Annotated in this window: 20 protein-coding genes; 12 read left to right on the top strand and 8 right to left on the bottom strand. The window is 69.8% G+C overall.

Annotation, left to right across the window (positions count from 1 at the left end; all coding sequences use genetic code 11):
• Window positions 1-26: 26 nt before the first annotated feature.
• A complete protein-coding gene (locus tag ASC46_RS12975; RefSeq protein ID WP_055459733.1) occupies window positions 27-809 on the bottom strand; it encodes a cobalt-precorrin-6A reductase in 783 nt (260 codons plus the stop codon).
• On the opposite strand from ASC46_RS12975, the gene cbiE reads away from it, so the two are divergent.
• From cbiE to ASC46_RS12950, 5 genes are read left to right on the top strand one after another with little or no spacing between them, the layout of a single operon-like run.
• On the top strand, window positions 808-2,067 hold the full coding sequence (gene cbiE, locus ASC46_RS12970; protein WP_425349143.1) for a precorrin-6y C5,15-methyltransferase (decarboxylating) subunit CbiE: 1,260 nt from the start codon (window positions 808-810) through the stop codon (window positions 2,065-2,067). The genes ASC46_RS12975 and cbiE overlap by 2 nt on opposite strands.
• Window positions 2,064-2,438, top strand: a complete 375-nt coding sequence (locus tag ASC46_RS12965) for a cobalamin biosynthesis protein (RefSeq protein ID WP_210166000.1) — start codon at window positions 2,064-2,066, stop codon at window positions 2,436-2,438. Before cbiE ends, ASC46_RS12965 begins: the two co-directional genes overlap by 4 nt.
• Window positions 2,435-3,208: a precorrin-4 C(11)-methyltransferase gene (gene cobM, locus ASC46_RS12960; protein WP_055459731.1), complete on the top strand. Its 774-nt coding sequence runs from the start codon at window positions 2,435-2,437 to the stop codon at window positions 3,206-3,208. The genes ASC46_RS12965 and cobM overlap by 4 nt, the downstream gene beginning before the upstream one ends.
• Window positions 3,208-3,990 (top strand): uroporphyrinogen-III C-methyltransferase, encoded by a 783-nt coding sequence (cobA, locus tag ASC46_RS12955; protein WP_055459730.1) that lies wholly within the window; start codon window positions 3,208-3,210, stop codon window positions 3,988-3,990. The genes cobM and cobA overlap by 1 nt, the downstream gene beginning before the upstream one ends.
• A complete protein-coding gene (locus ASC46_RS12950) occupies window positions 3,987-5,489 on the top strand; it encodes a cobyrinic acid a,c-diamide synthase CobB (protein WP_055459729.1) in 1,503 nt (500 codons plus the stop codon). Before cobA ends, ASC46_RS12950 begins: the two co-directional genes overlap by 4 nt.
• Before the next feature lie 6 nt (window positions 5,490-5,495).
• Here the strand turns inward: ASC46_RS12950 and ASC46_RS12945 are convergent, their stop codons facing one another.
• Together ASC46_RS12945 and ASC46_RS12940 are read right to left on the bottom strand one after the other, a co-directional pair.
• Complete coding sequence (locus ASC46_RS12945) at window positions 5,496-6,011, bottom strand: CAP domain-containing protein (RefSeq protein ID WP_082464831.1); 516 nt, start codon at window positions 6,009-6,011, stop codon at window positions 5,496-5,498.
• A 1-nt stretch (window position 6,012) separates the two neighbouring features.
• A complete protein-coding gene (locus ASC46_RS12940) occupies window positions 6,013-8,559 on the bottom strand; it encodes a DUF3772 domain-containing protein (RefSeq protein ID WP_072249503.1) in 2,547 nt (848 codons plus the stop codon).
• A 210-nt stretch (window positions 8,560-8,769) separates the two neighbouring features.
• Here ASC46_RS12940 and ASC46_RS12935 point away from each other — a divergent pair, with 210 nt between their 5' ends.
• Window positions 8,770-10,560 (top strand): glucan ABC transporter ATP-binding protein/ permease, encoded by a 1,791-nt coding sequence (locus ASC46_RS12935; protein ID WP_055459909.1) that lies wholly within the window; start codon window positions 8,770-8,772, stop codon window positions 10,558-10,560.
• Window positions 10,561-10,688: 128 nt separating this feature from the next.
• On the opposite strand, the gene ASC46_RS12930 is transcribed toward ASC46_RS12935, so the two are convergent.
• The 3 genes from ASC46_RS12930 to ASC46_RS12920 are packed head-to-tail and all read right to left on the bottom strand — an operon-like array spanning window position 10,689 to window position 13,749.
• Entirely contained in the window at window positions 10,689-11,978 is a 1,290-nt protein-coding gene (locus ASC46_RS12930) for an HlyC/CorC family transporter (protein ID WP_055459727.1), read from the bottom strand.
• On the bottom strand, window positions 11,975-13,120 hold the full coding sequence (gene aroB / locus ASC46_RS12925; protein WP_245280545.1) for a 3-dehydroquinate synthase: 1,146 nt from the start codon (window positions 13,118-13,120) through the stop codon (window positions 11,975-11,977). Before aroB ends, ASC46_RS12930 begins: the two co-directional genes overlap by 4 nt.
• Before the next feature lie 11 nt (window positions 13,121-13,131).
• On the bottom strand, window positions 13,132-13,749 hold the full coding sequence (locus tag ASC46_RS12920) for a shikimate kinase (RefSeq protein ID WP_082464830.1): 618 nt from the start codon (window positions 13,747-13,749) through the stop codon (window positions 13,132-13,134).
• A gap of 92 nt (window positions 13,750-13,841) precedes the next feature.
• Between ASC46_RS12920 and ASC46_RS12915 the strand changes: the two genes are divergently transcribed.
• The 6 genes from ASC46_RS12915 (at window position 13,842) to ASC46_RS12900 (ending at window position 17,345) form a co-directional block, all read left to right on the top strand.
• Entirely contained in the window at window positions 13,842-13,985 is a 144-nt protein-coding gene (locus tag ASC46_RS12915) for a hypothetical protein (RefSeq protein WP_055459907.1), read from the top strand.
• 15 nt (window positions 13,986-14,000) lie between these two features.
• Window positions 14,001-14,936, top strand: coding sequence for a site-specific tyrosine recombinase XerD (locus ASC46_RS12910; RefSeq protein WP_055459725.1), 936 nt, complete (start codon window positions 14,001-14,003; stop codon window positions 14,934-14,936).
• Window positions 14,937-15,111: 175 nt separating this feature from the next.
• Window positions 15,112-15,291 carry a hypothetical protein gene (locus ASC46_RS21275; protein ID WP_055459724.1) on the top strand — a complete coding sequence of 60 codons (180 nt, stop codon included), beginning with the start codon at window positions 15,112-15,114 and terminating at the stop codon, window positions 15,289-15,291.
• Window positions 15,292-15,306: 15 nt separating this feature from the next.
• Complete coding sequence (locus ASC46_RS21270; protein ID WP_157672337.1) at window positions 15,307-15,483, top strand: hypothetical protein; 177 nt, start codon at window positions 15,307-15,309, stop codon at window positions 15,481-15,483.
• Window positions 15,484-15,521: 38 nt separating this feature from the next.
• Window positions 15,522-15,671, top strand: coding sequence for a diguanylate cyclase domain-containing protein (locus ASC46_RS21265; protein ID WP_157672336.1), 150 nt, complete (start codon window positions 15,522-15,524; stop codon window positions 15,669-15,671).
• Between the two features lie 12 nt (window positions 15,672-15,683).
• Window positions 15,684-17,345: a hypothetical protein gene (locus ASC46_RS12900; protein ID WP_141659685.1), complete on the top strand. Its 1,662-nt coding sequence runs from the start codon at window positions 15,684-15,686 to the stop codon at window positions 17,343-17,345.
• Between the two features lie 42 nt (window positions 17,346-17,387).
• On the opposite strand, the gene clpB is transcribed toward ASC46_RS12900, so the two are convergent.
• Window positions 17,388-20,018, bottom strand: a complete 2,631-nt coding sequence (gene clpB, locus ASC46_RS12895) for an ATP-dependent chaperone ClpB (protein ID WP_055459722.1) — start codon at window positions 20,016-20,018, stop codon at window positions 17,388-17,390.
• 270 nt (window positions 20,019-20,288) lie between these two features.
• Window positions 20,289-21,167, bottom strand: coding sequence for a DUF4167 domain-containing protein (locus ASC46_RS12890; RefSeq protein ID WP_082464828.1), 879 nt, complete (start codon window positions 21,165-21,167; stop codon window positions 20,289-20,291).
• Between the last annotated feature and the right edge of the window lie 404 nt (window positions 21,168-21,571).

The following is a 21,571-nucleotide window of genomic DNA, read 5'->3' as shown; positions in this document are numbered from 1 at the left end:
TACAGCGGATGGCGCTACCCCCCTCCCTAACCCTCCCCCACAAGGGGGGAGGGGACGCTGGCGCTCCGGTGCCTGGCAATGAGCCATGCCAGCGCCGCCTCGGCGGTCTCGACCATCGGCACGTCAGGCCGGTCGGGCCGTCGCACCATGACGACGGGCAGGCCGAGCTTGCGGGCCGCGATGATCTTGGCCTCGGTGGCGCGGCCGCCGGCATTCTTCGAGACGACGACATCGATCGCCTCACGCCGCATCAGCGCCACCTCGTCCTCCACCGCGAACGGCCCGCGCGCCCGGATGAGCGTGGCGGACGCGAGAAGCCCCTTCGCCGGCTCGATGCTGCGCACGACATAATGGTGCTGGGGCGCCGCGGCGAAAACGGACAGTTCCTGGCGCCCGATGGTGAGGAAGACGCGGGCAGGCGTCGTGCCGAGCGCCGCCGCCGCGCCCGCCATGTCGGCGACCTCGATCCAGTTATCATCCGGCCGATGCTGCCACGACGGCCTCGTGAGGGCGAGAAGCGGCACGCCCGCCATCCCGCAGGCGGCGGCCGCATTCGCGCTCATGCGAGCGGCGAAGGGATGCGTCGCATCGACGACGGCCGCAATCCGTTCTCGGGCGAGGAAATGCGCCAGCCCGTCCACGCCGCCAAAGCCGCCGATGCGTGTCGCGACAGGCGCGGCGGCCGGCGCGCTCGTGCGCCCGGCGAGCGACAGCACGGGCTCGAACCGCGTATCCTCCGCCACGAGCCGGGCAAGGGTCGTCGCCTCGCTGGTGCCGCCGAGAAGGAGAATGCGCATGGCCGCTGACATGCCGGACTTCTCGCCCAACGCAGCGCCGATGTCGAGCGCCGCGCGGATGAGCGCGGGGCCCTGGCTGACGATTGTCGGCATCGGGGAGGACGGGCGCGGCGGCTTGTCTCCCGCCGCGCTCGCGGCGCTCGAGGCGGCCGAGCTCGTGGTCGGCGGGGAGCGGCACCTCGCGCTCGCCGCGCCCTTTCCCGGTCGGGCCCTCGCCTGGCCGAGCCCGCTCAAGGAGGCTTTTCCGGAAATCCTCGCCCATCGCGGCCGCCCGGTGTGCATCCTCGCCAGCGGCGATCCCTTCAATTATGGCATCGGCGCGCAGATCGCCGCCCTCGTGCCGGCCGACGAACTGCTGTGCCTGCCTCAGCCCTCCTCCTTCTCGCTCGCCGCCGCGCGTCTCGGCTGGTCGCTGCCGGACGCCGCGACCATCAGCCTGCACGGCCGCGCGCTCGCCGGCATCGTGCCTTACCTGCTGCCCGGTGCGCGGCTCATCGTGCTGACATGGGACGGCACGACGCCCGGCAAGGTGGCGACGCTGCTCACGGAGCGTGGCTTCGGCGCCTCGCGCCTCACCGTGTTCGAGGCCATGGGTGGGCCGCGCGAGCGGCGCCTTGTGGCGTCGGCGCAAGGCTTCGATCTTGCCGGGATCGGTCCGCTCAACACGCTCGCCGTCGAGGTCCTCGCCGGCCCGGACGCCCGGGTCGTGACGCTGGTGCCGGGGCGCGACGATGCCTGGTTCGACAACGACGGCCAGCTCACCAAGAGCGAGATCCGCGCCGTGACCCTGGCGGCGCTCGCCCCGCGCGCGGGCGAGGTGTTGTGGGATATTGGCGCCGGCGCCGGCTCCATCGCCATCGAATGGTGCCTTGCCCATCCCCGTAACCGCGCCTTCGCCATCGAGGAGCGGCCGGACCGCGCCGCACGTGCCGCGGCGAATGCGGACAAGCTCGGCGCGATCGCTGTCACGGTGGTGGAAGCCCGGGCGCCGGAAGGGCTCGCCGACCTGCCGCGGCCTGAGGTCGTCTTTATCGGCGGCGGGCTGACGGATGCCGGCGTCTTCGAGGCGGCCTGGGCCGCCTTGCCGGCCGGCGGGCGGCTCGTCGCCAATGCCGTGACGCTGGAGAGCGAACAGCGGCTCGCCGCGCTCTTCGCCGCCCACGGCGGGCGGCTGCGGCGCCTCTCCGTCGCCCGGGCCGAGCCGGTCGGCGGCTTCCATGGCTGGCGCACGGCGATGCCCGTGACGCAATGGATGGTGGACAAGCCATGATCGCCCTCGGCATCGGTCTTACCAGCGCTGTCGACGGCGCGGCCATTGCCGCGCTCGCACGCCGAGCGTTGGCCCATGCCGGACTGGAGGCGTCCGTGCTCGCCGTGCCCGACTGGCGCGCGGACCTGCCGGCGGTGGCCGCGGCGGCGCGCCTCTTGGGCCTGCCGGTCGCGCCGGTATTGCGCGCGGCCATGCAGACGGTCGAGGCGGCCGTGGTGACGCGCTCGCCCGAAAGCCTTGCCCGCTACGGCGTCGGCTCGGTCGCCGAAGCGGCGGCGCTCGTCGCCGCCGGACGCGGCGCGCGCCTGCTCGTGGCGCGCCTTGCAGCGGCGGGGGCGACCTGCGCCGTGGCGGAAGGGGAGGGGCCATGACCGTCCATTTCATCGGCGCGGGTCCCGGCGCCGCCGATCTCATGACCCTGCGCGGGCGCAGCCTCGTCGAGCGCTGTCCGGTCTGCCTCTATGCCGGCTCGATCCTGCCGCCGGAGATCCTCTCCTGGTGCCCGCCGGGTGCGCGCCTCGTCGATACGGCCGGACTCGACCTCGATGCCATCGCCGCCGAGTTCGAGCGTGCCCATGCGCTCGGGCAGGACGTGGCGCGCCTCCACTCGGGCGACCTCTCCATCTGGAGCGCGGTGGCCGAGCAGATGCGCCGGCTCGATGCCCTTGGCATTCCTTATACGCTGACGCCGGGCGTGCCGGCTTTCGCCGCGGCTGCGGCTGCGCTCGGGCGAGAGCTGACGCTGCCCGGCGTCGCCCAGTCGCTCGTGCTCACCCGTACCGGCGGCCGCGCCTCGCCCATGCCGGACAGGGAGAAGCTCGCCGCTTTCGCCGCGACGGGTGCCACGCTCGCCATCCATCTCTCCATCCATGTCATCGACAAGGTGGTGGATGAGCTCACGCCGCACTACGGGCCGGATTGCCCGGCGGCCGTGGTCTGGCGTGCGTCCTGGCCGGACGAGCGTATCCTGAGGGGTACCCTCTCCGGCATCGCCGGCGAGGTGGCGCGCGAGAAGCTGGAGCGCACCGCGCTCATCCTCGTCGGGCCGGCGCTGGCTCGCGAGGATTTCCGCGACAGCGCGCTTTATACGAAGACCTATGCGCGGCGCTTCCGCCCGCAGGAGGGGGAGAGCGAGACGTGATGAGGCTGCCGGAGATCGAGACGCCCGCCTTCGCGCCCGGCTCGGTTTGGCTCGTCGGCGCCGGCCCCGGCGATCCCGGGCTCCTGACGCTCCATGCCGTCAGGGCGCTCGCCGAGGCGGACGTCATCGTTCACGACGCGCTCGTCGATCCGCGCATCCTGGCGCTCGCGCCGCCTTCCGCCCGGCGTGAATATGCCGGCAAGCGCGGCGGCAAGCCCTCGGCGAGCCAGCGCGACATCTGCGAGCGATTGATCGCGCTCGCGCGCGAAGGGCTGCGCGTGCTGCGCCTCAAGGGGGGTGATCCCTTCGTCTTCGGCCGCGGCGGCGAGGAGGTGCTGGCGCTCGCCGCCGCCGGCGTGCCGTTCCACGTGGTGCCCGGCCTGTCGAGCGGCATTGCCGCACTCGCCGCCCACGCCCTTCCGGCGACGACGCGCGACACCAACCACGCCGTCATTCTCGCCACCGGCCATGCGGCGCCGGGCGAGGAGGGCGCGGACTGGGCGGCGCTTGCCCGGGCGGGCGTGCCCATCGTGCTTTACATGGCCGTCGCCAACCTGCCCGCCATCGTTGCCGGACTCAAGGCCGGTGGCATGCCGGGCGCGACACTGGCGCTCGCGGTGGAGCGGGTCTCGACCTTGGACGAGCGGCTTGTGGAGGGCACGCTCGACGAGCTTGCCGCGCTCGCCGCTGGCGGCGGCCTCAACGCGCCGGCGGTAATCGCTGTGGGCGCCATAGCGCGGTTCCGCGCCATGCTCGCCGCTCGCCTGAAGGAGGCTTCGTGAGCCCCGGCCTCCTCATCGCCGCCCCACGCTCCGGCTCCGGCAAGACGACGATCACGCTTGCGGTGATGCGGGCGCTCAGCCGGCGCGGCCTTGTCGTGCAGGGCGCCAAATGCGGGCCGGACTATATCGACCCGGCCTTCCATGCCGCGGCGACCGGGCGACCGAGCTTCAACCTCGACAGCTTCGCCATGCCGCCGGCGCTGCTGGAGGATCTTGTCACCGACCATGCGGCGGCCGACCTCGTCATTGCCGAGGGCTCCATGGGGCTCTTCGACGGTGTGACCGGCGGCGAGGGGGCGACCGGCGCCAGCGCCGACATCGCCGCCCGCTTCGGCTGGCCGGTCGTGCTGGTGCTCGACGTCTCGGGCCAGGCGCAGTCGGCGGCCGCGACGGCTCTCGGCTTCCGCAGCTACGATCCGCGCGTGATGATCGCCGGCGTCATCCTCAACAACGTCGCGAGCGAGCGCCACCGGCGCCTCTCGGCCGACGGCATGGCGCAGATCGGCTTGCCCGTCGTCGGCGTCGTCATGCGCCGCAAGGAGATCATCCTGCCCGAGCGCCACCTCGGCCTCGTCCAGGCGGGCGAGACGGCCGACCTCGCCGCCCGCCTCGACGCACTGGCGGACCTCGCGGAGGCGTCGATAGATCTCGACGCCTTGCTGCGCGCTGCGCGGCAATCGCAAAACGCTGGCGACGACCGGGAGCGACAGGCTCCCTCCCCCCGCTTTGCGGTTGGGAGGGTTGGGGTGGGGGGCAGCGGCGCGACGATCGACAGCCGGCCCATCCAAGCGGGAACACCCCCCACCCCTAGCCCCTTCCAACCGAAAGGCGGGGGGAGGGGAACGGCGCCCAGTCCTTCATCGCCCAGCCTTCGACCGCCCGGCCGCCCATCGCTCCGCCTGCCACCGCCCGGCCGGCGTATCGCGCTGGCGCAGGATGCGGCCTTTTCCTTCGTCTATCCGCATGTGCTCGACGGTTGGCGGCAGGCGGGGGCGGAGATCGTGCCCTTCTCGCCGCTGGAGGACGAGCCGCCGGGGGACGATTGCGACGCCTGCTGGCTGCCGGGCGGCTATCCGGAACTGCATGCCGGGCGACTCGCCGGCAATGCGCGCTTCCTCGACGGCCTCCGCGGGTTCGCGGCCAGCCGGCTGGTGCACGGCGAATGCGGCGGCTACATGGTGCTGGGCGAGGCGCTGGAGGATGCCGAAGGTGTGACGCACGCCATGGCCGGCCTGCTGCCCGTCGTCACCTCCTTCGCGAGGCGCCGCCTGCACCTCGGTTATCGCATCGCGACGCTGGCCCGCGACAGCGTCCTCGGCTCCGCCGGCGCGGTGCTCGTCGGCCACGAGTTCCACTATGCCTCGGTGACGGCCGGCGCCCCGGGCGAGGTCGATTGCCTGGCGCAGGTGCGCGATGCACATGGAACGGACATCGGCCCGGTGGGCCATCTGCGCGGGCGCGTCAGCGGCACCTTCTTTCACGCTATCGCTCCGCGCTGAGCCCTCTCAGGGGCTGGCGACGATCAGCGCCCAGTAGACCTTGTATTTCGACCCCGGCGCATAGGCCGTGGCGATGCCGAGGCGCGTCGCGCTGGGCGCCAGCATGGTGCGGTCGTGCTGGGGCGATTCGCGCCAGCCGGAGAAGGCCTCCGCCATGGTGTGGTAGCCGGCCGAGAGGTTGACGGCGGGAGAGGCGACGCCCGCCGCGGCGAGGCGCTGCTTCACCGCATCGGCCGAGCTCGGCCTGTCGGCCGCCGCCATGCGCTCAGCCTCTGCCTGCGCCTCGCGCTGCAGGGCGGCGTCGACGGCGACGGGCGGCAGGCCGTGGTTGCGGCGGTAGGCCGAGATCATCCCCGCGGCGCTTGCGGCATCGACGCTCGCACCGGCCGAGGCGAGGGAGCGGTAGAAGGCCGGCTGCTGCGTCTCCGGCTGCGAGGAGCAGGCCGCCAGGAGCGCGAGCGGGGCTGCGGCAAGCGCGCGGCGCAGGAGTTGCTGAACGGAGGAGGTGTTCACCATGGTCATCCTATGAAGATTGGGACGTCTCGGCCGCACTCGCGGGCGCCGGCGGTGCCCTTGTGGCATCTGTCAGCCGTTCGAGGACCTGTTCCAGCCGTTCGGTGCCGCGCACGTGGAGGTCACGCTGCGGATAGGGGATCTCTATGCCCGCCTCGCGCAGCTTGCGGAAGATGGAGAAGAGCAGGGCGCTCTTCACGCCGAGCGACGCCTCGACATTGCCGACGAAGCAACGCAGCTCGAAGTCGAGCGAGGAATCGCCGAACCGGATGAACAGGACCGTCGGAGCGGGCTCGCTCAGCACCTCCGAATGCTCGCGGGCGCAGCTCTCGAGGATGCGCGCTACCTCGTCCGGATCGGCGTCATAGGAGACGCCGACGGGCACGATGATGCGGCCGATGCGGTTGTTGTGTACCCAGTTCTTGACGACGCCGGAGATGAGGTTGGAATTGGGCACGATGACCGCTGCCCGGTCGAAAGTCTCGATCTCCGTCGCGCGCACGTTGATGCGCCGCACGTAGCCCTGCTCGTCGCCGACGACGACCCAGTCACCGACGCGGATCGGCCGCTCCCACAGGAGGATGAGGCCGGAGACGAAGTTGTTGACGACCGACTGCAGGCCGAAACCGATGCCGACGGAGAGGGCACCGGCGACGATCGCGATCTTCTCCAGGCTGAGGCCCATCTGGGCCGTTGCGAGCGCGACCGCCAGGAAGAAGCCGAGATAGCCGGTCGCCGTTCGGATGGAGTTGCGCAGCCCGGAATCGAGCTCCGTCGCTGGCAGGAACTTCTGGTCGAGCCAGCGCTGCACGGCCCGCGTCACCACGATCACGATGAGAAAGGTGACGATGGAGATGGCGATCGCTGTCGGCGACAGTCTGACCTCGCCGAGCTGGATGCCGGCGAGCCCGCTGCGCAGCGAGCCGAGGATGTCGGACGATTCGATTCCCCATGGTGCGAGCACCAGCACGATGGCAGCGATGGCGAGCAGGATGCGGATCGTGCCGCCCGCGAGCACCGACAGCTGGTCGAGCGCGCGACGGCGCAGCCCGAGGCTGGTTTGCAGCGAGAGCGCGAAGCGGCTGTTGGGGCGGATCGCGTGCTCGAAGGTTTCCTCGACCAGGACGAGCAGCAGGAAGAGCACCGCCGCGAGCGTCGCCACCCAGACGATCTGCTCGACGAGGAAGGTGGCGAGGGCGATGTAGCCGGCGAGGCAGGCGATGAGGATGATCGCCGCCACCAGCCAGCCAAGGGCCTTGAGAGGACCGCCGGCCCGGCTGTCGGGCACATAGGGGCCGAGGCAGGCTTCGTCGCTGGCACCGGTCGATTGCGTTCGGTGCAGCGTCACCGCCAGCAGCGCCGCGATCGCAACAGCATGGACGCCCCGCAGGAAGACGAGGACGGCATAGTCGGCGCCGATCGATTCGGCGATGCGCTCGAGTGTGGTGAACAGCAGGACCAGTGCCGAGCCGGTCGTGACTGCCGTGACGAGAATGCGCGCCGTTACCTCCTGTGCCGGCAGCAGCCGCCAGGCAGGCAGGCCGGGGGCGAGGAGGCCGTGGGCGAGAGAGCGCACGAAGGTGAGGAAGACGAGGCTCGTCAGGAAGGTGCCGACGATCGGCGCGACCCGCGGCGGCAGCAGCTGGATGCTCTCGAGCGCAAGATAGAGCACCAACACCCCGGCAAGGACCGGCACCGTCTGGGCCAGCACGATGCCGAGGGCTGTCACGGACTGCCGCAGCCGGCTCGGGTCCGTCACCTCCGCGGGGCGGCGTGCGACATGCGGCAGCAGCCGGACGCGCGCGAAATGCAGGGCAAGCCCGATGCCGAGGGCGGCGAGCAGCGCCAGCACCTCCCCGCTGCGGGCGCGCCGCTCGAAGGTCGCCAGCCAGTCGCGCGCAACGGTGGAGAGCGCGGCGAACTCGCCCGGCAGGGCCGAAAGCAAGCGCGACCAGAGATGAGGGCTGAGCAGGCTATGCGTGCGCTGGAAGATCATGCGCGTAAAGGCCGCCTGCCGCCGTTCGGCCAACGTGGCCCGGATCTGCTCGGACTGCACCTGCAGTGCCCTGGCGAGGCGAATCGTGTCCTCGAGCTCCTTCAGCGAGCGGCTGCGTTCCTCCCGCTCACGGCTGATCTCCGCCGTCTCCGGTGCGGCTCCGGCCGCTGGCGCCGGGCCGAGTTGGGTCAGGCGCTCCTTGACGGCATCGGCCTTCGGCGTCAGGGCCGTGAGGGTTGCCTGAATCCGCGCCGCTGGCGCCTCCAGCAGCTGGCGCAGCCGCTGCAGGTCGTCGTCCGAAAGATCCTGGCGCGTCAGGGCGTTCTCGATCTGGTCGAGCTGGGCCCTTACCCCGTCGAGCTGCGCCCGATGGATAGCGGCATCCTGACCGTTGCCCGGCTCCGCGACCGCTCCCGATGGCGCTGCCAGCACCGGGGGGCGTTGCTCTGCCGCGTCCTGTGCAGCGGCGGCCAGGCTTGCGGGCCAGCAGAAGCCGATGGAAAGGCTGGTGGCGAGGACGATGGCCGCCGCAAGGCGAAGGATCGGGACAGGATGTGTCATGCGCATGCGGCATCCGCTGCTTCGGCTCAGCCCCCCGGCCGTCGCCCGCGGCAACCTCTTTGGCGGTTGCGGCAAAGACAAGGCGGGGAAGTTGTGCTCTGTGGGCAGCAAGCGGGCCTTTGGTGAAGGAAGCGTTAACGCAGGACGGGCGGGTTGCGGCGGCAGGCGCCGGCGGGCAAGCTGCAGGCCCGGTCCACTTTCGCGGACACCATGTCGATCATCCGTCTCTACGTCCGTGTCCTCGGCCTCCTCAGGGACGAGGCGCGTTTGGCGCTCGCGCTCGCCCTCGCCAATATCGCACTCGCCGCAACTTTGTTCGCCGAGCCCGTGCTGTTCGGCCGGCTCATCGACGTGCTTGCCCGGGCCCAGTCGCCGGGTGTGCCGCTCGATATGCGCCGTCTCTCCCTGTTGGCCGGTCTGTGGGTCGCCTTCGGCCTGTTCTCAATCGCCATGGGCGTCGTCGTCGCGCTGCATGCTGATCGGCTGTCGCATCGACGGCGCCTCGCCGTCATGGCCCGGCTCTTCGAGCACGTCCTCGGCCTGCCCCTGTCCTTCCACGGCGAGACCCATTCCGGCCGGCTCCTCAAGGTGATGCTGGAAGGCGCGAACGGCATGGCGAGCCTGTGGCTCTCCTTCTTCCGCGAGCATTGCGCCGCCTTCGTCATGCTCGTCGTGCTGCTGCCGCTGTCGCTCGTCATCAACCTGCGCCTTGGCGCGCTGCTGCTCGTCCTCGTGCTCGTCTTCGCGGTGCTGATCAACTTCGTCCTCAGGCGCACGCAGACGAAGCAGGGCACGGTCGAGCGCTACCACAGCGCGCTGGCCGAGCGGGCCTCCGACGCCCTCGGCAACGTGCCCGTCATCCAGAGCTTCACGCGCATCGAGGCGGAGGCGCGCGCCCTGCGCGAGACGACGGACCGGCTGCTCGCGGCCCAGACGCCGGTCCTGTCCTGGTGGGCGCTGGCCGCGATCTCGACCCGCGCGGCGGCGACGCTGACGATCCTCGCCGTCTTCCTTCTCGGCACCTGGCTGCATCTGCGTGACGAGGCGAGCATCGGCGAGATCGTCACCTTCATGAGCCTCGCCACCTTGCTCATCGGCCGGCTGGAGCAGGCGGTCGGCTTCGTCAACGTGCTCTTCATGCAGGCGCCGAAGATCGCCGAGTTCTTTGCCGTGGCCGACACTGCACCCACCGTCGCCGACCGGCCGGACGCGATCGACGCCGGGCAACTCTCGGGCGCCGTCGCGTTCGACGGGGTGAGCTTCTCCTACGACGGCAAGCGGGCCGCGGTCGCGGACGTGACCTTCACCGTCTCCCCCGGCGAGACGGTGGCGCTCGTCGGCGCCACCGGCTCGGGCAAGTCGACGACGCTCGGCCTGCTCTACCGTGCCTTCGATCCGCAATCGGGCACGATTACGGTGGACGGGCGCGACATCCGTTCGCTGACACTCGAGAGCCTGCGCCACAACATCGGCGTCGTCTTCCAGGAGCCGATGCTCTTCGCCCGCTCCATCGCCGAGAACCTTGCCGTGGGCAAGCCTGACGCGAGCGAGGACGAAATGCGGGCGGCGCTCGCGAGGGCGCAGGCCAGCGACTTTCTCGCCCGTCAGCCGGACGGGCTCGCCACCGTCATCGGCGAGCGCGGGCGCACGCTCTCGGGCGGTGAGCGCCAGCGCCTCTCCATCGCCCGCGTCCTCCTCAAGAACCCGCCGATCCTCATCCTCGACGAGGCGACGAGCGCGCTCGACGCGGCGACCGAGGCGAAGCTCCAGAAGGCGCTCGAAGCGGTCATGACTGGGCGCACCACCTTCGTCATCGCCCACCGGCTGGCTACCATCCGCAACGCCGACCGCATCCTCGTCTTCTCGGACGGCCGTATCATCGAGAGCGGCAGCTTCGCGGAGCTGGTAGCCAAGGGCGGCCATTTCGCGGCCCTCGCCCGGGCGCAGTTCCTGGCCGAGGCCGAGGCGCAGCCGGAGGGCGCCGGCATCGCCGAGACGTGAGGTCCCGCGGGTCATGATGGTGCGTGCCATGGGGCCGCGGCCAAATCGCCGCACGGCCCCCCGCCGCCATGCCGAGCCGCTGCTCTTTGCGCCGTCCGAACCGGCGGCGGCCTGCAACCTTTGATGCCCTACTCCCCTGCCGCCTTGCGACGCGGGATGAGTGGCGTCACACGGAGCAAAGTGATGCGGTTGCGCGTCTTGCGCAGTACCTGGAAGCGGAAGTTGTGGAAGGTGAAGGCCTGGCCCTGCTCGGGGATGGTCTGCGCCTCGTGGATGACGAGGCCGGCGATGGTCGTCGCCTCCTCGTCCGGCAGGTCCCAATCCATGGCCCGGTTGAGGTCGCGGATCGGCACCGAGCCGTCGACGTTGATGGAGCCGTCCGGCAGCGGCCGCACGCCCTGCACGATGATATCGTGCTCATCCTTGATGTCGCCGACGATCTCCTCGATGATGTCCTCGAGCGTGATGAGGCCCATCACCTCACCGTATTCGTCAACGACGAGGGCAAAATGCGTCTTCTTGGACAGGAAGGCGCGCAGCTGGTCGACGAGGCCGGTCGTGTCCGGGACGAACCACGCCGGCAGGGCGATCTTCTCGATGTCGAGCTTCTCCGCGTCGCCGCCGGCGGCGGCGAGCGCCCGGAGCAGGTCCTTGGCGTGCAGGATGCCGATGATGTTGTCGCCTGTGCCCCGCCACAGGGGCAGGCGCGTGTAGGGCGAGGAGAGCACCTCGTTGACGAGCTCCTGCGGTGGCAGCTCGGCATTGATGGTGCGCATCTTGGTGCGGTGGACCATCACGTCCGAGACCTCGAGATCTTGCAGGTCGAGGAGCCCGCCGAGCATGTCCCGGTCGTCCTTCACCACGCCGCCTTCACGGTGCAGCAGGTCGACCGTCCCGCGCAATTCCTCGTGGGCCGAAAGGATGGCCTGATTTTCGCCGATGCGGACGCCGAAGGGCCTGAGCGTCAGACGCACGATGGCTTCGACGGCAAGCGCGAGGGGGCCGAACAGCGCCACGAAGACAGCGACCGGCCGCGAGACGAGGAGCGCCACCCGGTCGGGTGCATTGATGGCGACTGTCTTCGGCATCACCTCGGAAAACACGACCACGAGCACCGTCATCACCGCCGTCGCATAGATGACGCCGGCACTGCCGAAGAAGGCAACCAGCACGCTCGTCGCCAGCGACGAGGCGAGAATGTTGACGATGTTGTTGCCGATGAGAATGGCGCCGATCAACCGCTCGCGCAGAGAGAGCAGGCGGTTGACGATGCCGGCTTGCGCGTCGCCCCCCTTTTCGAGGGCATGCATGCGCGCACGCGAGGCGGCGGTCAGCGCCGTCTCGGAGCCGGAAAAGAAGGCCGAGAGAATGAGGCAGATGAAGACGGTACCGATCGCAAGCCAAAGGTCTGCCGTCATGACGGCTTCAGTTCCTCCGTGAGAAAGTCGTGCACGGCGCCAGCCTCGATGCCCTTGGCGACGAAGCTCTTGCCGATGCCGCGCGCCAGAATGAAGGTGAGCGCCCCGCGCTCCACCTTCTTGTCTTGCCCCATGGCGTCGATGAGGCTGTCGGCCGTGCCGGCGCCGCCGGGCACGTCCTGCAGTCGCGAGGGCAGGCCGACGGCCTGAAGATGGCGGGCGACGCGCACCGCGTCCTGGCCGGGACACAGGCCGAGTCGCTGCGAGAAGCGGAAGGCGAGGGCAAGGCCGATCGCGACCGCCTCTCCGTGTACCAGGCGGCTGCCGTCGTAGCGACAGGCGCGCTCGAGCGCGTGAGCGAAGGTGTGGCCGAGGTTGAGCAGCGCCCGCTCGCCCGTCTCGCGCTCGTCCCGCGAGACGATGGCGGCTTTGGCAGCGCAACTGACAGCCACCGCTTGGTCGCGCTCGTCGCCGGGGGCGAAGACGCGCGTACCGTTCGCCTCGCACCAGTCGAAGAAGCCGGCGTCGTTGATGAGGCCGTATTTCACCACCTCGGCATAGCCGGCGCGGAACTCCCGCACGGGCAGCGTGTCGAGCAGCGCCGTGTCGGCAAGGACAAGACTCGGCTGGTGGAAGGCGCCGACGAGGTTCTTGCCGTGGGGCGAGTTGATGCCGGTCTTGCCGCCGACGGAGGAATCGACCTGCGCGAGCAGCGTCGTCGGCACCTGCACGAAGCGCACGCCACGCCGCACGACCGCGGCGGCGAAGCCCGCAAGATCGCCGACCACGCCGCCGCCGAGCGCGATGACGAGGTCGCCGCGCTCGATGCGCGCGGCGAGGATGCCGTCGCACACCTCGGCGAACCGGGCATAGCTCTTCGAGGACTCGCCGGCCGGCACGGTGACGAGGGCCGTCGTGAGGCCGGCGGCTGCGAGGGAGGCCTCGAGCGCCGCCGCATGCAGCGGCGCGACCGTCTCGTCGCTGACGATGGCGCAGGCGGCGGGCTTGAGCGCCGCCACGGCGGAGCCCGCCTCGGCGAGGACGCCGCGGCCGATCCGGATGTCGTAGGACCGCTCGCCGAGCGACACGCTGACGACGCGCGCAGGGGTGGCGGGGCGGGCGGGGGAAGGGGATGTTGTCACGGCAGGGCCCGTTATGCGCGGCCGGCGGGCGATTGGAGGAAGGCGGAGAGGCGCCGGATGATGTCCTCCACCACCGCCTCGTGCGGGGCATCGCGCGAGATCACGGTGATGGCGGCCTCGGCATAGACCGGATAGCGCAGCTCGATGAGCCCGCGCAGGGTCTTTTCCGGATCGGGCGTCTGCAGCAGCGGCCGGTTAGGGCGCTTGCGCACGCGCCTGATCAGCACGTCGAGGTCGGCCTTGAGCCACACCGAGATCCCGGCTTCGGCGATTCGGGTGCGCGTTTCCGCGTTCATGTAGGCGCCGCCGCCAGTGGCGAGCACCTGCGGCCCCTCGCCGAGCAGCCGCTCGATCACCCGTCGCTCGCCGTCGCGGAACGCGGTCTCGCCATGGGCGGCAAAGATCTCGGGGATCGTCATCCCGGCCGCTGCCTCAATCTCGTTGTCGGCATCGATGAAGGGCAGGCCAAGCCTCGCGGCCAGCCGCCGCCCGACCGTGCTCTTGCCCGCGCCCATCATGCCGACGAGCACGATCGAGCGCTTGCCGAGGCTGCGGCGCAGCGCGTCGGGCGCAAGGGCGGCCGGTGGAGCCTTGTCGTCCACGGTCGCCATGTCCTGATAGCTCGTCATCTTGGTATTCACTCTTCGATGCTTCACTATCACGGACAGGAAAGCCGCGCCACGGTGGTCGCGGCATGGACTTTGACGGCAGGTTCCGACACGTGCCCACCCTGTTTCGCTTCCTTTTCGTCGTCGGTCTCGTCGTCGGCGCCGTCTATGCCGGCATGTTCGCGCTAGCCACCTTCGTCGAGCCGCAGGAGCGGGAGATCACGGTCACCATTCCCAATTCCCGTCTCGGCAAGTGACACCGGCAGCTGACGATGCGCGACGACCGGCTCATCGCCCTCTACCTCGACATGCTGGCGGCCGAGCGTGGGGCCTCCGCCAACACGCTCGCGGCTTACGGGCGCGATCTCGAGGATTACACGGCCTTCCTGGCCGCGGCCGGCACCGGTCTGAGGAGTGCGGATGCGGCGATGATACGGGCCTATCTGCAGGACGTGCACACCCGCGGCTTCAAGGCGAGTTCGGCGGCGCGCCGCCTCTCGGCCGTCCGGCAACTGCACAAGTTCCTCTATGCCGAGGGCTATCGCGGCGACGACCCGACCGGCGCCATAGAGGGGTCGAAGCAGGGCCGGCCGCTGCCGAAGGTGCTCAGCGTCGCCGAGGTCGACCGGCTCATCGCCACGGCGCACGAGGGCATCGACGACGAGAAGCGCCCCCTGCGCGAGCGCCGCCGCGCCGCCCGTCTCGCCTGCCTTCTCGAGCTCATCTATGCCACCGGCCTGCGCGTATCGGAGCTCGTCTCACTGCCCGTGGCGGCTGCGCGTACGAAGGAGCGCTTCCTCCTTGTCAAGGGCAAGGGCGGCAAGGAGCGGCTGGTGCCGTTGACGGGGGCCGCGCGCCGGGCAATGCGGACGTGGCTCGACCTCGCCACCACGGGCGAGGCGGCGGACAGGACCTCGCCCTGGCTCTTTCCGGCCGACAGCGAGAGCGGCCACCTGACCCGCCAGGCCTTCGCCCGCGAACTGAAGGACCTCGCCATCGCCGCCGGCCTCGATCCGGCGCGCGTCAGTCCGCACGTGCTGCGGCACGCCTTTGCCAGCCACCTCCTGCAGAATGGCGCGGATCTGCGCATCGTGCAGGAGCTGCTCGGCCACGCCGACATCGCCACGACCCAGATCTATACCCACGTGCTCGACGAGCGGCTGAAGGCCATGGTGCGCGACCTGCATCCGCTGGCGGATGAGGGGTGAGCGAAAGGCGCCCGGTGGTTCGGCCTGTCCGGATCCGCACCTCTGGTGCCGCGTATCGTGCTTGCAACGCTCTGCATGCGGTGCAACAAGAGCACAATGATCGACCGGCGGGCCCAGGGCGCCGGTGTCGTGCCCGATCGGGCCAAGCGCCCGACCCACAGCGGGCGGGCATCGATTGAACCTCGATTTCTTCACGCTCTACGTCATCATACTCCTCAATTCGCTGACGTTGACCATCGTCTGGGCCGCCATCTGCCACGCCTACCGGCCGTTCGCGGCCGCGCGTTACGGGTTGGCGAGCTGCATTCTGACGACGTTCGGCGGCTGTCTCCTGGCGCTGGAGGCGCTGCCCTAGGACGAGGCCTTCACGGTGGCGGGCAATGCGTGCGTCATCTTCGGTTTCGGTGTCACGTGGGGTGGCGTGCGCGTGTTCTACGGGGAACGGCCGCGCTGGGATGTGACCGTCGTCGTGACGGCAGCGGCAGGTCTCGGCATGGTGCTGTGCGTTGGCAACCGGGCGAGTCTCAACATGGCCACGATCTCGTGAGGCTCGTCGCTGCAAGCCCCTGTCTGTGGCGCGGCAAGATGATCCCGCTTTCCATCAGCGTCGGCATTGCAGAATGGCGCCCTGAAGGAAACGCCAGACTGGCGCGGGTCATCGAGGCGGCAGACGTGGCGCTCTATGCTACGAAGAAGCGTGGTCGCAATGGTTTTTCCGTAGCGGCCGAGGTGTAGGCCGCTACGTGAGTGTGCTCGCCCCGCGATAGTCTATCGATGCGCAGACCGATATTTCCCATCTCGTTCATGGGAATTCTAATATACGTCACCAATATCACTTGCTGGATTTATGGTTCTGCGCCGCAGGGTGGCTTTGCGCCTGTTCGGGATATTTTGAGAGGACTTATAATGGGTGTTGATATCAATAATGATGCTGTTCCATCTCCGCGGGCGGGCGAGAGCCCGGCACGCGGTGCCGCGGCTGCCCGGTTCCGGGACGCCGCGCAGGCGGGCCCGGGGCGGCCGGTCCGTGGGTCCGCGTTGGCGGAGATTCCCCTCGGTGCACCCAATGTGACCATCAGCTATCGGCCGGACCGCTCGGTGGTCATCCACCTCGGAGATCCGGTGCCGGTTAACGGGGCGGCCGCATCGCAGGGACCTACCCGTGCACAGTCGGTCGCGATCGACATTCCCGAGGGAGAGGCCATCGGTTCCTGGCTGGCGTCCTCCGTCCCGCGGGAGCTTGACGAGGATGTGCGCGCGGCCCTCGGCCTGCATCTCGAGGCCGTGAGCCGTCGCCTGGCCGAAAAAGGGGAGCGGCTCGAGGACATCAGAGCGCTGGCGCTCAAGGCGTTGCGGCGCGATGTCCTGACGGCCGCGGCGACCGGGGCGGTCAATGCCGTCCCCGCCATGGCGGCCGGATGGGCGGCCGATTTCACGCCAAACTTCTTCGCCGAGGCGGAGAAACTGGGCAATCCGCTCGGCAAGGCGGCCGCCACGGCGGCGCAGGCGGGAGCCTTCGAGCACGCGGCCGATGTGCTTGGCTGCTATCTGCTGTCTTTGCGCGTGGTACCCTCGGTCGGTGACCGGTTCTATCTGGCGCCGAACGTGGAAAAGCTGGTCGAGCCGGCGGCCAAGGCCAACAAGGCCATGGAGCTCGGGCAATGGCAGGTCTTCCGCAACCGGTTCCTGACCAACCAGACGGGATCGGTGCGCAATCTTCTGCTGCTCCCCATCGCCGTTGCAGTTGAGGCGGCCTCCTCTCCCAGCACGGCCGGCGTCGTCGACAAGATCGTCAACAACGCGCTGCGCATGCCGGGTGGCGCCATCAAGGACGGTATCCGCTACGGCATCGAGTACCAGGCCGGCCGTTATGGCCCGTTGTGGTTGTTCGGCAGGCACGACTGGGAGGAGGTTTACGACACCCTGAAGGCCTCGCCCCCCTATGAGCCTGCCCTCAACATCGGCCGCAAGGTTGCCCTGCTGCCCTATGATGCCGTGCGCAGCCTTGGCGACAACCTGAAGGATGCCGTGTCCGTCGAGAATGTCGCGCTGGGTGCATGGCTCGTCGGCGGCTTGAGCGCCTATGCCGTGACGAGAACGGCCGTCAAGGACGCGGTTGAGGGGGCCGGGGCGAGCCGGCTCTGGGGCGATGCGGCAGGGAGGCTGGCAGCCTTTCCCCTGAGAGTGCCGCTGTCCGGCATCTACGACAACGCCTCGATCAAGGAGGCGGTCAGGACCGTGGCGGGAAGTGCGATGCGAACCGTTTCCCGCCCCCTGGAAGCCTGGGCCGGGGGGGCGGCCCGGCCCGCCGGCGAGGCGGAGGCGCCCGAAGCGGTCGTCGTCGTGCCGCGGCAGGATCCAGGCGAATCACAACAGGCGGGCACGCCCGACGTCCCGCCCACCGCCTGAGCAGCGGGAGCTGCAGCACCGGCTGCGGCTCCCGTTCCACGATCAGTTCAGCGGCACGCCGGCCGGCCGGCGCTCGCGCACGACGGGCGTGTTGCCGATGACCAGGCCCTCCGGCCCCGCCGTCAGCGGCACGGTCTCGCCGTCCTTCACCCGGCCGGCGAGGATCATCTCGGCGAGCGGGTCCTGCACGTTCTTCTGGATCACGCGCTTCAGGGGGCGTGCGCCGTAGGCCGGGTCGTAGCCCTTGGTCGCCAGCCATTCGCGCGCCGCGTCGTCGAGCGCGAGCGTGATCTTGCGGTCCTCGAGCAGCCGGGCGAGGCGCTTGAGCTGGATGTCGACGATTGATCCCATCTGCTCGGGCCTCAGGCGGTGGAAGAGGATGATCTCGTCCACGCGGTTGAGGAACTCCGGCCGGAAGTGGGCCCTGACAACTCCCATCACCTCGTCGCGCACGGCCTCCGAATCCTCGCCCGCCTTCTGCGCGACGAGATATTCGGCCCCGAGGTTCGAGGTCATGATGATGAGCGTGTTACGGAAATCCACCGTACGGCCCTGGCCGTCCGTCAGGCGCCCGTCGTCGAGCACCTGCAGCAGGACGTTGAACACGTCCGGATGCGCCTTCTCGATCTCGTCGAAGAGCACGACCTGATAGGGCCGCCGGCGCACGGCCTCCGTCAGCGCGCCGCCCTCCTCGTAGCCGACATAGCCGGGCGGGGCGCCGATGAGCCGGGCGACCGAGTGCTTCTCCATGTATTCCGACATGTCGATGCGCACCAACGCCGTCTCGTCGTCGAAGAGGAAGGCGGCGAGCGCCTTCGTCAGCTCCGTCTTGCCGACGCCGGTGGGGCCGAGGAACATGAAGGAGCCGATCGGGCGGTTCGGGTCCTGCAGGCCGGCGCGGGCGCGGCGCACGGCGGTCGACACCGCCTCCACCGCCTCGCTCTGGCCGACGACCCGGCGCGCCAGCTGCTCTTCCATTTTGAGGAGCTTCTCCTTCTCGCCCTCGAGCATCTTGTCGACGGGCACGCCCGTCCAGCGCGACACCACCTGGGCGATGTTGTCGGGCGTCACCGCCTCCTGCACCACGCCGGCACCGTCCCCCTTGCCATCGGCCTTGGCCTCAGTCTCGGCCAGTTCGCGCTCGAGCTGCGGGATGATGCCGTAGGCGAGTTCGCCGGCGCGCTGGTACTCGCCCTTGCGCTGGGCGATGGCGAGCTCGTTGCGCGCCTCGTCGAGCTTCTTTTTGAGGTCCGCGGCGCGGCCGAGCTTGTCCTTCTCGGCCTGCCAGGCGGCGGTCAGCACGGCGGACCGCTCCTCGAGCGCGGCCAGCTCCTTCTCCAGCCGCACGAGCCGGTCCCTGGAGGCGGCGTCATTCTCCTTCTTCAGGGCCTCGGCCTCGATCTTGAGGCGCACGATCTCGCGGTCGAGCGAATCGAGCTCCTCCGGCTTGGAATCGACCTGCATCCGAAGGCGCGCCGCCGCCTCGTCGACGAGGTCGATGGCCTTGTCGGGCAGGAAGCGGTCGGTGATGTAGCGGTTCGACAGGGTTGCGGCCGCGACGAGCGCCGCGTCCTGGATGCGCACGCCGTGATGCTGCTCGTACTTCTCCTTGAGGCCGCGCAGGATCGAGACCGTGTCCTCCACCGTCGGCTCGGAGACGAAGACGGGCTGGAATCGTCGGGCGAGCGCCGCGTCCTTTTCCACGTGCTTGCGGTACTCGTCGAGCGTGGTCGCGCCGACGCAGTGCAATTCGCCGCGGGCAAGTGCGGGCTTCAGCAGGTTCGAGGCGTCCATCGCCCCGTCAGCCTTGCCTGCGCCGACGAGCGTGTGCATCTCGTCGATGAACAGGACGATGCCGCCTTCGGCCGCCTGCACTTCCTGCAGCACGGCCTTCAGCCGCTCTTCGAACTCGCCGCGGTACTTCGCGCCGGCGATGAGCGAGCCCATGTCGAGTGCGAGCAGGCGCTTGTCCTTGAGGCTCTCGGGCACGTCGCCGTCGACGATCCGGAGGGCGAGGCCCTCGACGATGGCCGTCTTGCCGACGCCGGGCTCGCCGATCAGCACCGGGTTGTTCTTGGTGCGCCGCGACAGCACCTGGATGGTGCGGCGGATCTCCTCGTCGCGGCCGATGACGGGATCGAGCTTGCCGTCGCGCGCCGCTTGCGTGAGGTCGCGGGCATATTTCTTCAGCGCGTCGTAGCCTTCCTCGGCCGAGGCCGTGTCTGCCTTGCGGCCCTGGCGCAGGGCCTCGATGGCGGCATTGAGGCTCTGGGCGGTGACGCCGGACTTCGCCAGCGCCTTGCCGGCCTCGGTGTCCTTCTCGATGGCGAGGGCGATGAGTAGCCGCTCGGCGGTGACGAAGCTGTCGCCCGCCTTGTCCGCCGCCTTCTCGGCCGTGTCGAACACCCGGGCGAGGCCGGGCGAGAGATAGAGCTGGCCCGAGCCGCCCTCAACCTTCGGCAGCTTGGCGAGTGCCTGTTCGGCGAGTTGCAGCGCCTCGCGCGAGCGCCCGCCGGCGCGGTCGATGAGGCCGGCCGCGAGCCCTTCGGGATCGTCGAGCAGTACCTTGAGGAGATGTTCGGGCGAAAACTGCTGATGGCCCTCGCGCAGGGCGAGTGCCTGCGCGGACTGCAGAAAACCCTTCGAGCGGTCGGTGTATTTGTCGACGTTCATCAAAACCTCCTCGAGGCCGCGCCGCCCGCCAGATGATGCCCGGGAAGGCGCCCCCCATTCAATGGACTTGCCGGCCCAAGACCCCATTGCGGCGATCCTCGGCACGGCTGCGGCACCGTTCATTGCGCCGCATCAATCATGTAGGTGTTGCACGGCGGCCACATCAAGGGGCAGGCGCCGATGCAGCCCGCCGATCGCGGCAAGGCCGGCCAAGACGAAAAAGGCGGGCTCGTCGCCCGCCTTCCGCGCAGTCGTTATGATGGCCTGGGCTCACTCGCCGACGGGCACCTTGTCGTCCGCGGTCTTGCGGGCACGGGGGCGACGGCTGGCGCGAGCGGGCTTGTCCTCCTCCGCCGGAGTGCTCTCGGCGGCAACCTGCTCGGTCGCCAGCGGGGCCTTGCGGCGGCGCGTGCGCTTGGGGGCGACCTCTTCGACAGCCGCCGGCTCGTTCGCCGGTGCGGATGCCTCATCATCCTCGACCGGGGCGATCGGCGTGCGCACGGGGGTTGTCAGGAAGGCCGGCAGGCCAGCCTTTTCCTCGCTCTCGGCGCGGCGCGCCTCGCCCGCGGCATTGCCGTTCACATAGGCAGGCCGGGGACCGCGCTCGCGGCGCTCGCCACGGTCCTGTCGCTCGCCACGCTCTTGGCGATCGCTCCGGTCCGGACGGTCACCACGGTCCTGTCGCATCGGGCGGTCGCCGCGCGGGCCGCGTTCGAAGCGCGGGCGCTCGGGCCGGGCCTCGCCGTCGTCGTCGGCGAAGGTTTCGCCGCGCACATCCGGCTGGGGCGCGCCAAGCTCGTGCACGGCCGGTTGGCCCTGCCCGTAACCGAAGCCGTTGCCCTCCTCGGCATCGAGATCATCGCGTTCGTCGTCGTACGGCCGCTGGAAGCCGCCGTAGGTCTGCTGCAGCTGCGACTGCGCCGCCGCAATGATGCGGAAATAATGTTCGGCGTGCTGGAAGTAATTCTCGGCCGCGACCGGATCGCCCGAAGCCTGGGCGTCGCGCGCCAGCTGGCTGTATTTCTCGGCGATATGCTGAGCGGTGCCGCGCACCTTCACGTCCGGACCGTTCGACTCGTAGCTTCTCGTCAGCGGGTTGGGACCCTTGCGGTTGCGCCCCCGCATACGCCTGTTCTGACCTGGTCTCATCTAATGTCTCTTTGAAGCTTCCTGAACCGCATGACATCCCGACGCCGCAGACCATCCCGGGCGGCGAGCCGCCGAGAGGCATTGAGCGAGCCGGTTGGTTCGGGTCGCATGCCGAACCGAAGGGGCCTGTCAGCCGAGAACGTCATGTAACAGCGGCAATGATCCGAGGGCGAGCGAGCTCTCCGGATACTTCCCCGGCCGCGCCGAACAGACGTCGCCTCGTCGTCCGGCGCTTCATGCCAGGCGCAGACGCATCCCGGCACTCCGAAGACTTGATGTTCGCGCCGACCCGGAGGCTTGCTGTCGCAACCTCGACCGGGCTTGCTGAAGCCAGATCATTTGTCGTGGAGCGCGATTCCTAACCGGACACTAGCGGCTTTGACCGTGCCCGCCAAGCCTTTTTT

This window comes from Chelatococcus sambhunathii, assembly GCF_001418005.1.
Classification (GTDB): Bacteria; Pseudomonadota; Alphaproteobacteria; order Rhizobiales; family Beijerinckiaceae; genus Chelatococcus_A; species Chelatococcus_A sambhunathii.
Note: the sequence above shows the minus strand (reverse complement) of the source record. Positions and strands in the feature narration are given on the sequence as shown.

Coding starts and splice junctions, on each gene's coding strand:
- ASC46_RS12920 (WP_082464830.1), bottom strand. CDS start 13,749: ATGACGAGCTATCAGGACATGGCGACCGTGGACGACAAGGCTCCACCG.
- ASC46_RS12890 (WP_082464828.1), bottom strand. CDS start 21,167: ATGAGACCAGGTCAGAACAGGCGTATGCGGGGGCGCAACCGCAAGGGT.
- ASC46_RS12935 (WP_055459909.1), top strand. CDS start 8,770: ATGTCGATCATCCGTCTCTACGTCCGTGTCCTCGGCCTCCTCAGGGAC.
- ASC46_RS12975 (WP_055459733.1), bottom strand. CDS start 809: ATGTCAGCGGCCATGCGCATTCTCCTTCTCGGCGGCACCAGCGAGGCG.
- ASC46_RS12910 (WP_055459725.1), top strand. CDS start 14,001: ATGCGCGACGACCGGCTCATCGCCCTCTACCTCGACATGCTGGCGGCC.
- ASC46_RS21265 (WP_157672336.1), top strand. CDS start 15,522: ATGATCCCGCTTTCCATCAGCGTCGGCATTGCAGAATGGCGCCCTGAA.
- ASC46_RS12945 (WP_082464831.1), bottom strand. CDS start 6,011: ATGACCATGGTGAACACCTCCTCCGTTCAGCAACTCCTGCGCCGCGCG.
- cobA (WP_055459730.1), top strand. CDS start 3,208: ATGAGGCTGCCGGAGATCGAGACGCCCGCCTTCGCGCCCGGCTCGGTT.
- cobM (WP_055459731.1), top strand. CDS start 2,435: ATGACCGTCCATTTCATCGGCGCGGGTCCCGGCGCCGCCGATCTCATG.
- ASC46_RS12940 (WP_072249503.1), bottom strand. CDS start 8,559: ATGACACATCCTGTCCCGATCCTTCGCCTTGCGGCGGCCATCGTCCTC.
- ASC46_RS12930 (WP_055459727.1), bottom strand. CDS start 11,978: ATGACGGCAGACCTTTGGCTTGCGATCGGTACCGTCTTCATCTGCCTC.
- clpB (WP_055459722.1), bottom strand. CDS start 20,018: ATGAACGTCGACAAATACACCGACCGCTCGAAGGGTTTTCTGCAGTCC.
- ASC46_RS12965 (WP_210166000.1), top strand. CDS start 2,064: ATGATCGCCCTCGGCATCGGTCTTACCAGCGCTGTCGACGGCGCGGCC.
- cbiE (WP_425349143.1), top strand. CDS start 808: ATGCCGGACTTCTCGCCCAACGCAGCGCCGATGTCGAGCGCCGCGCGG.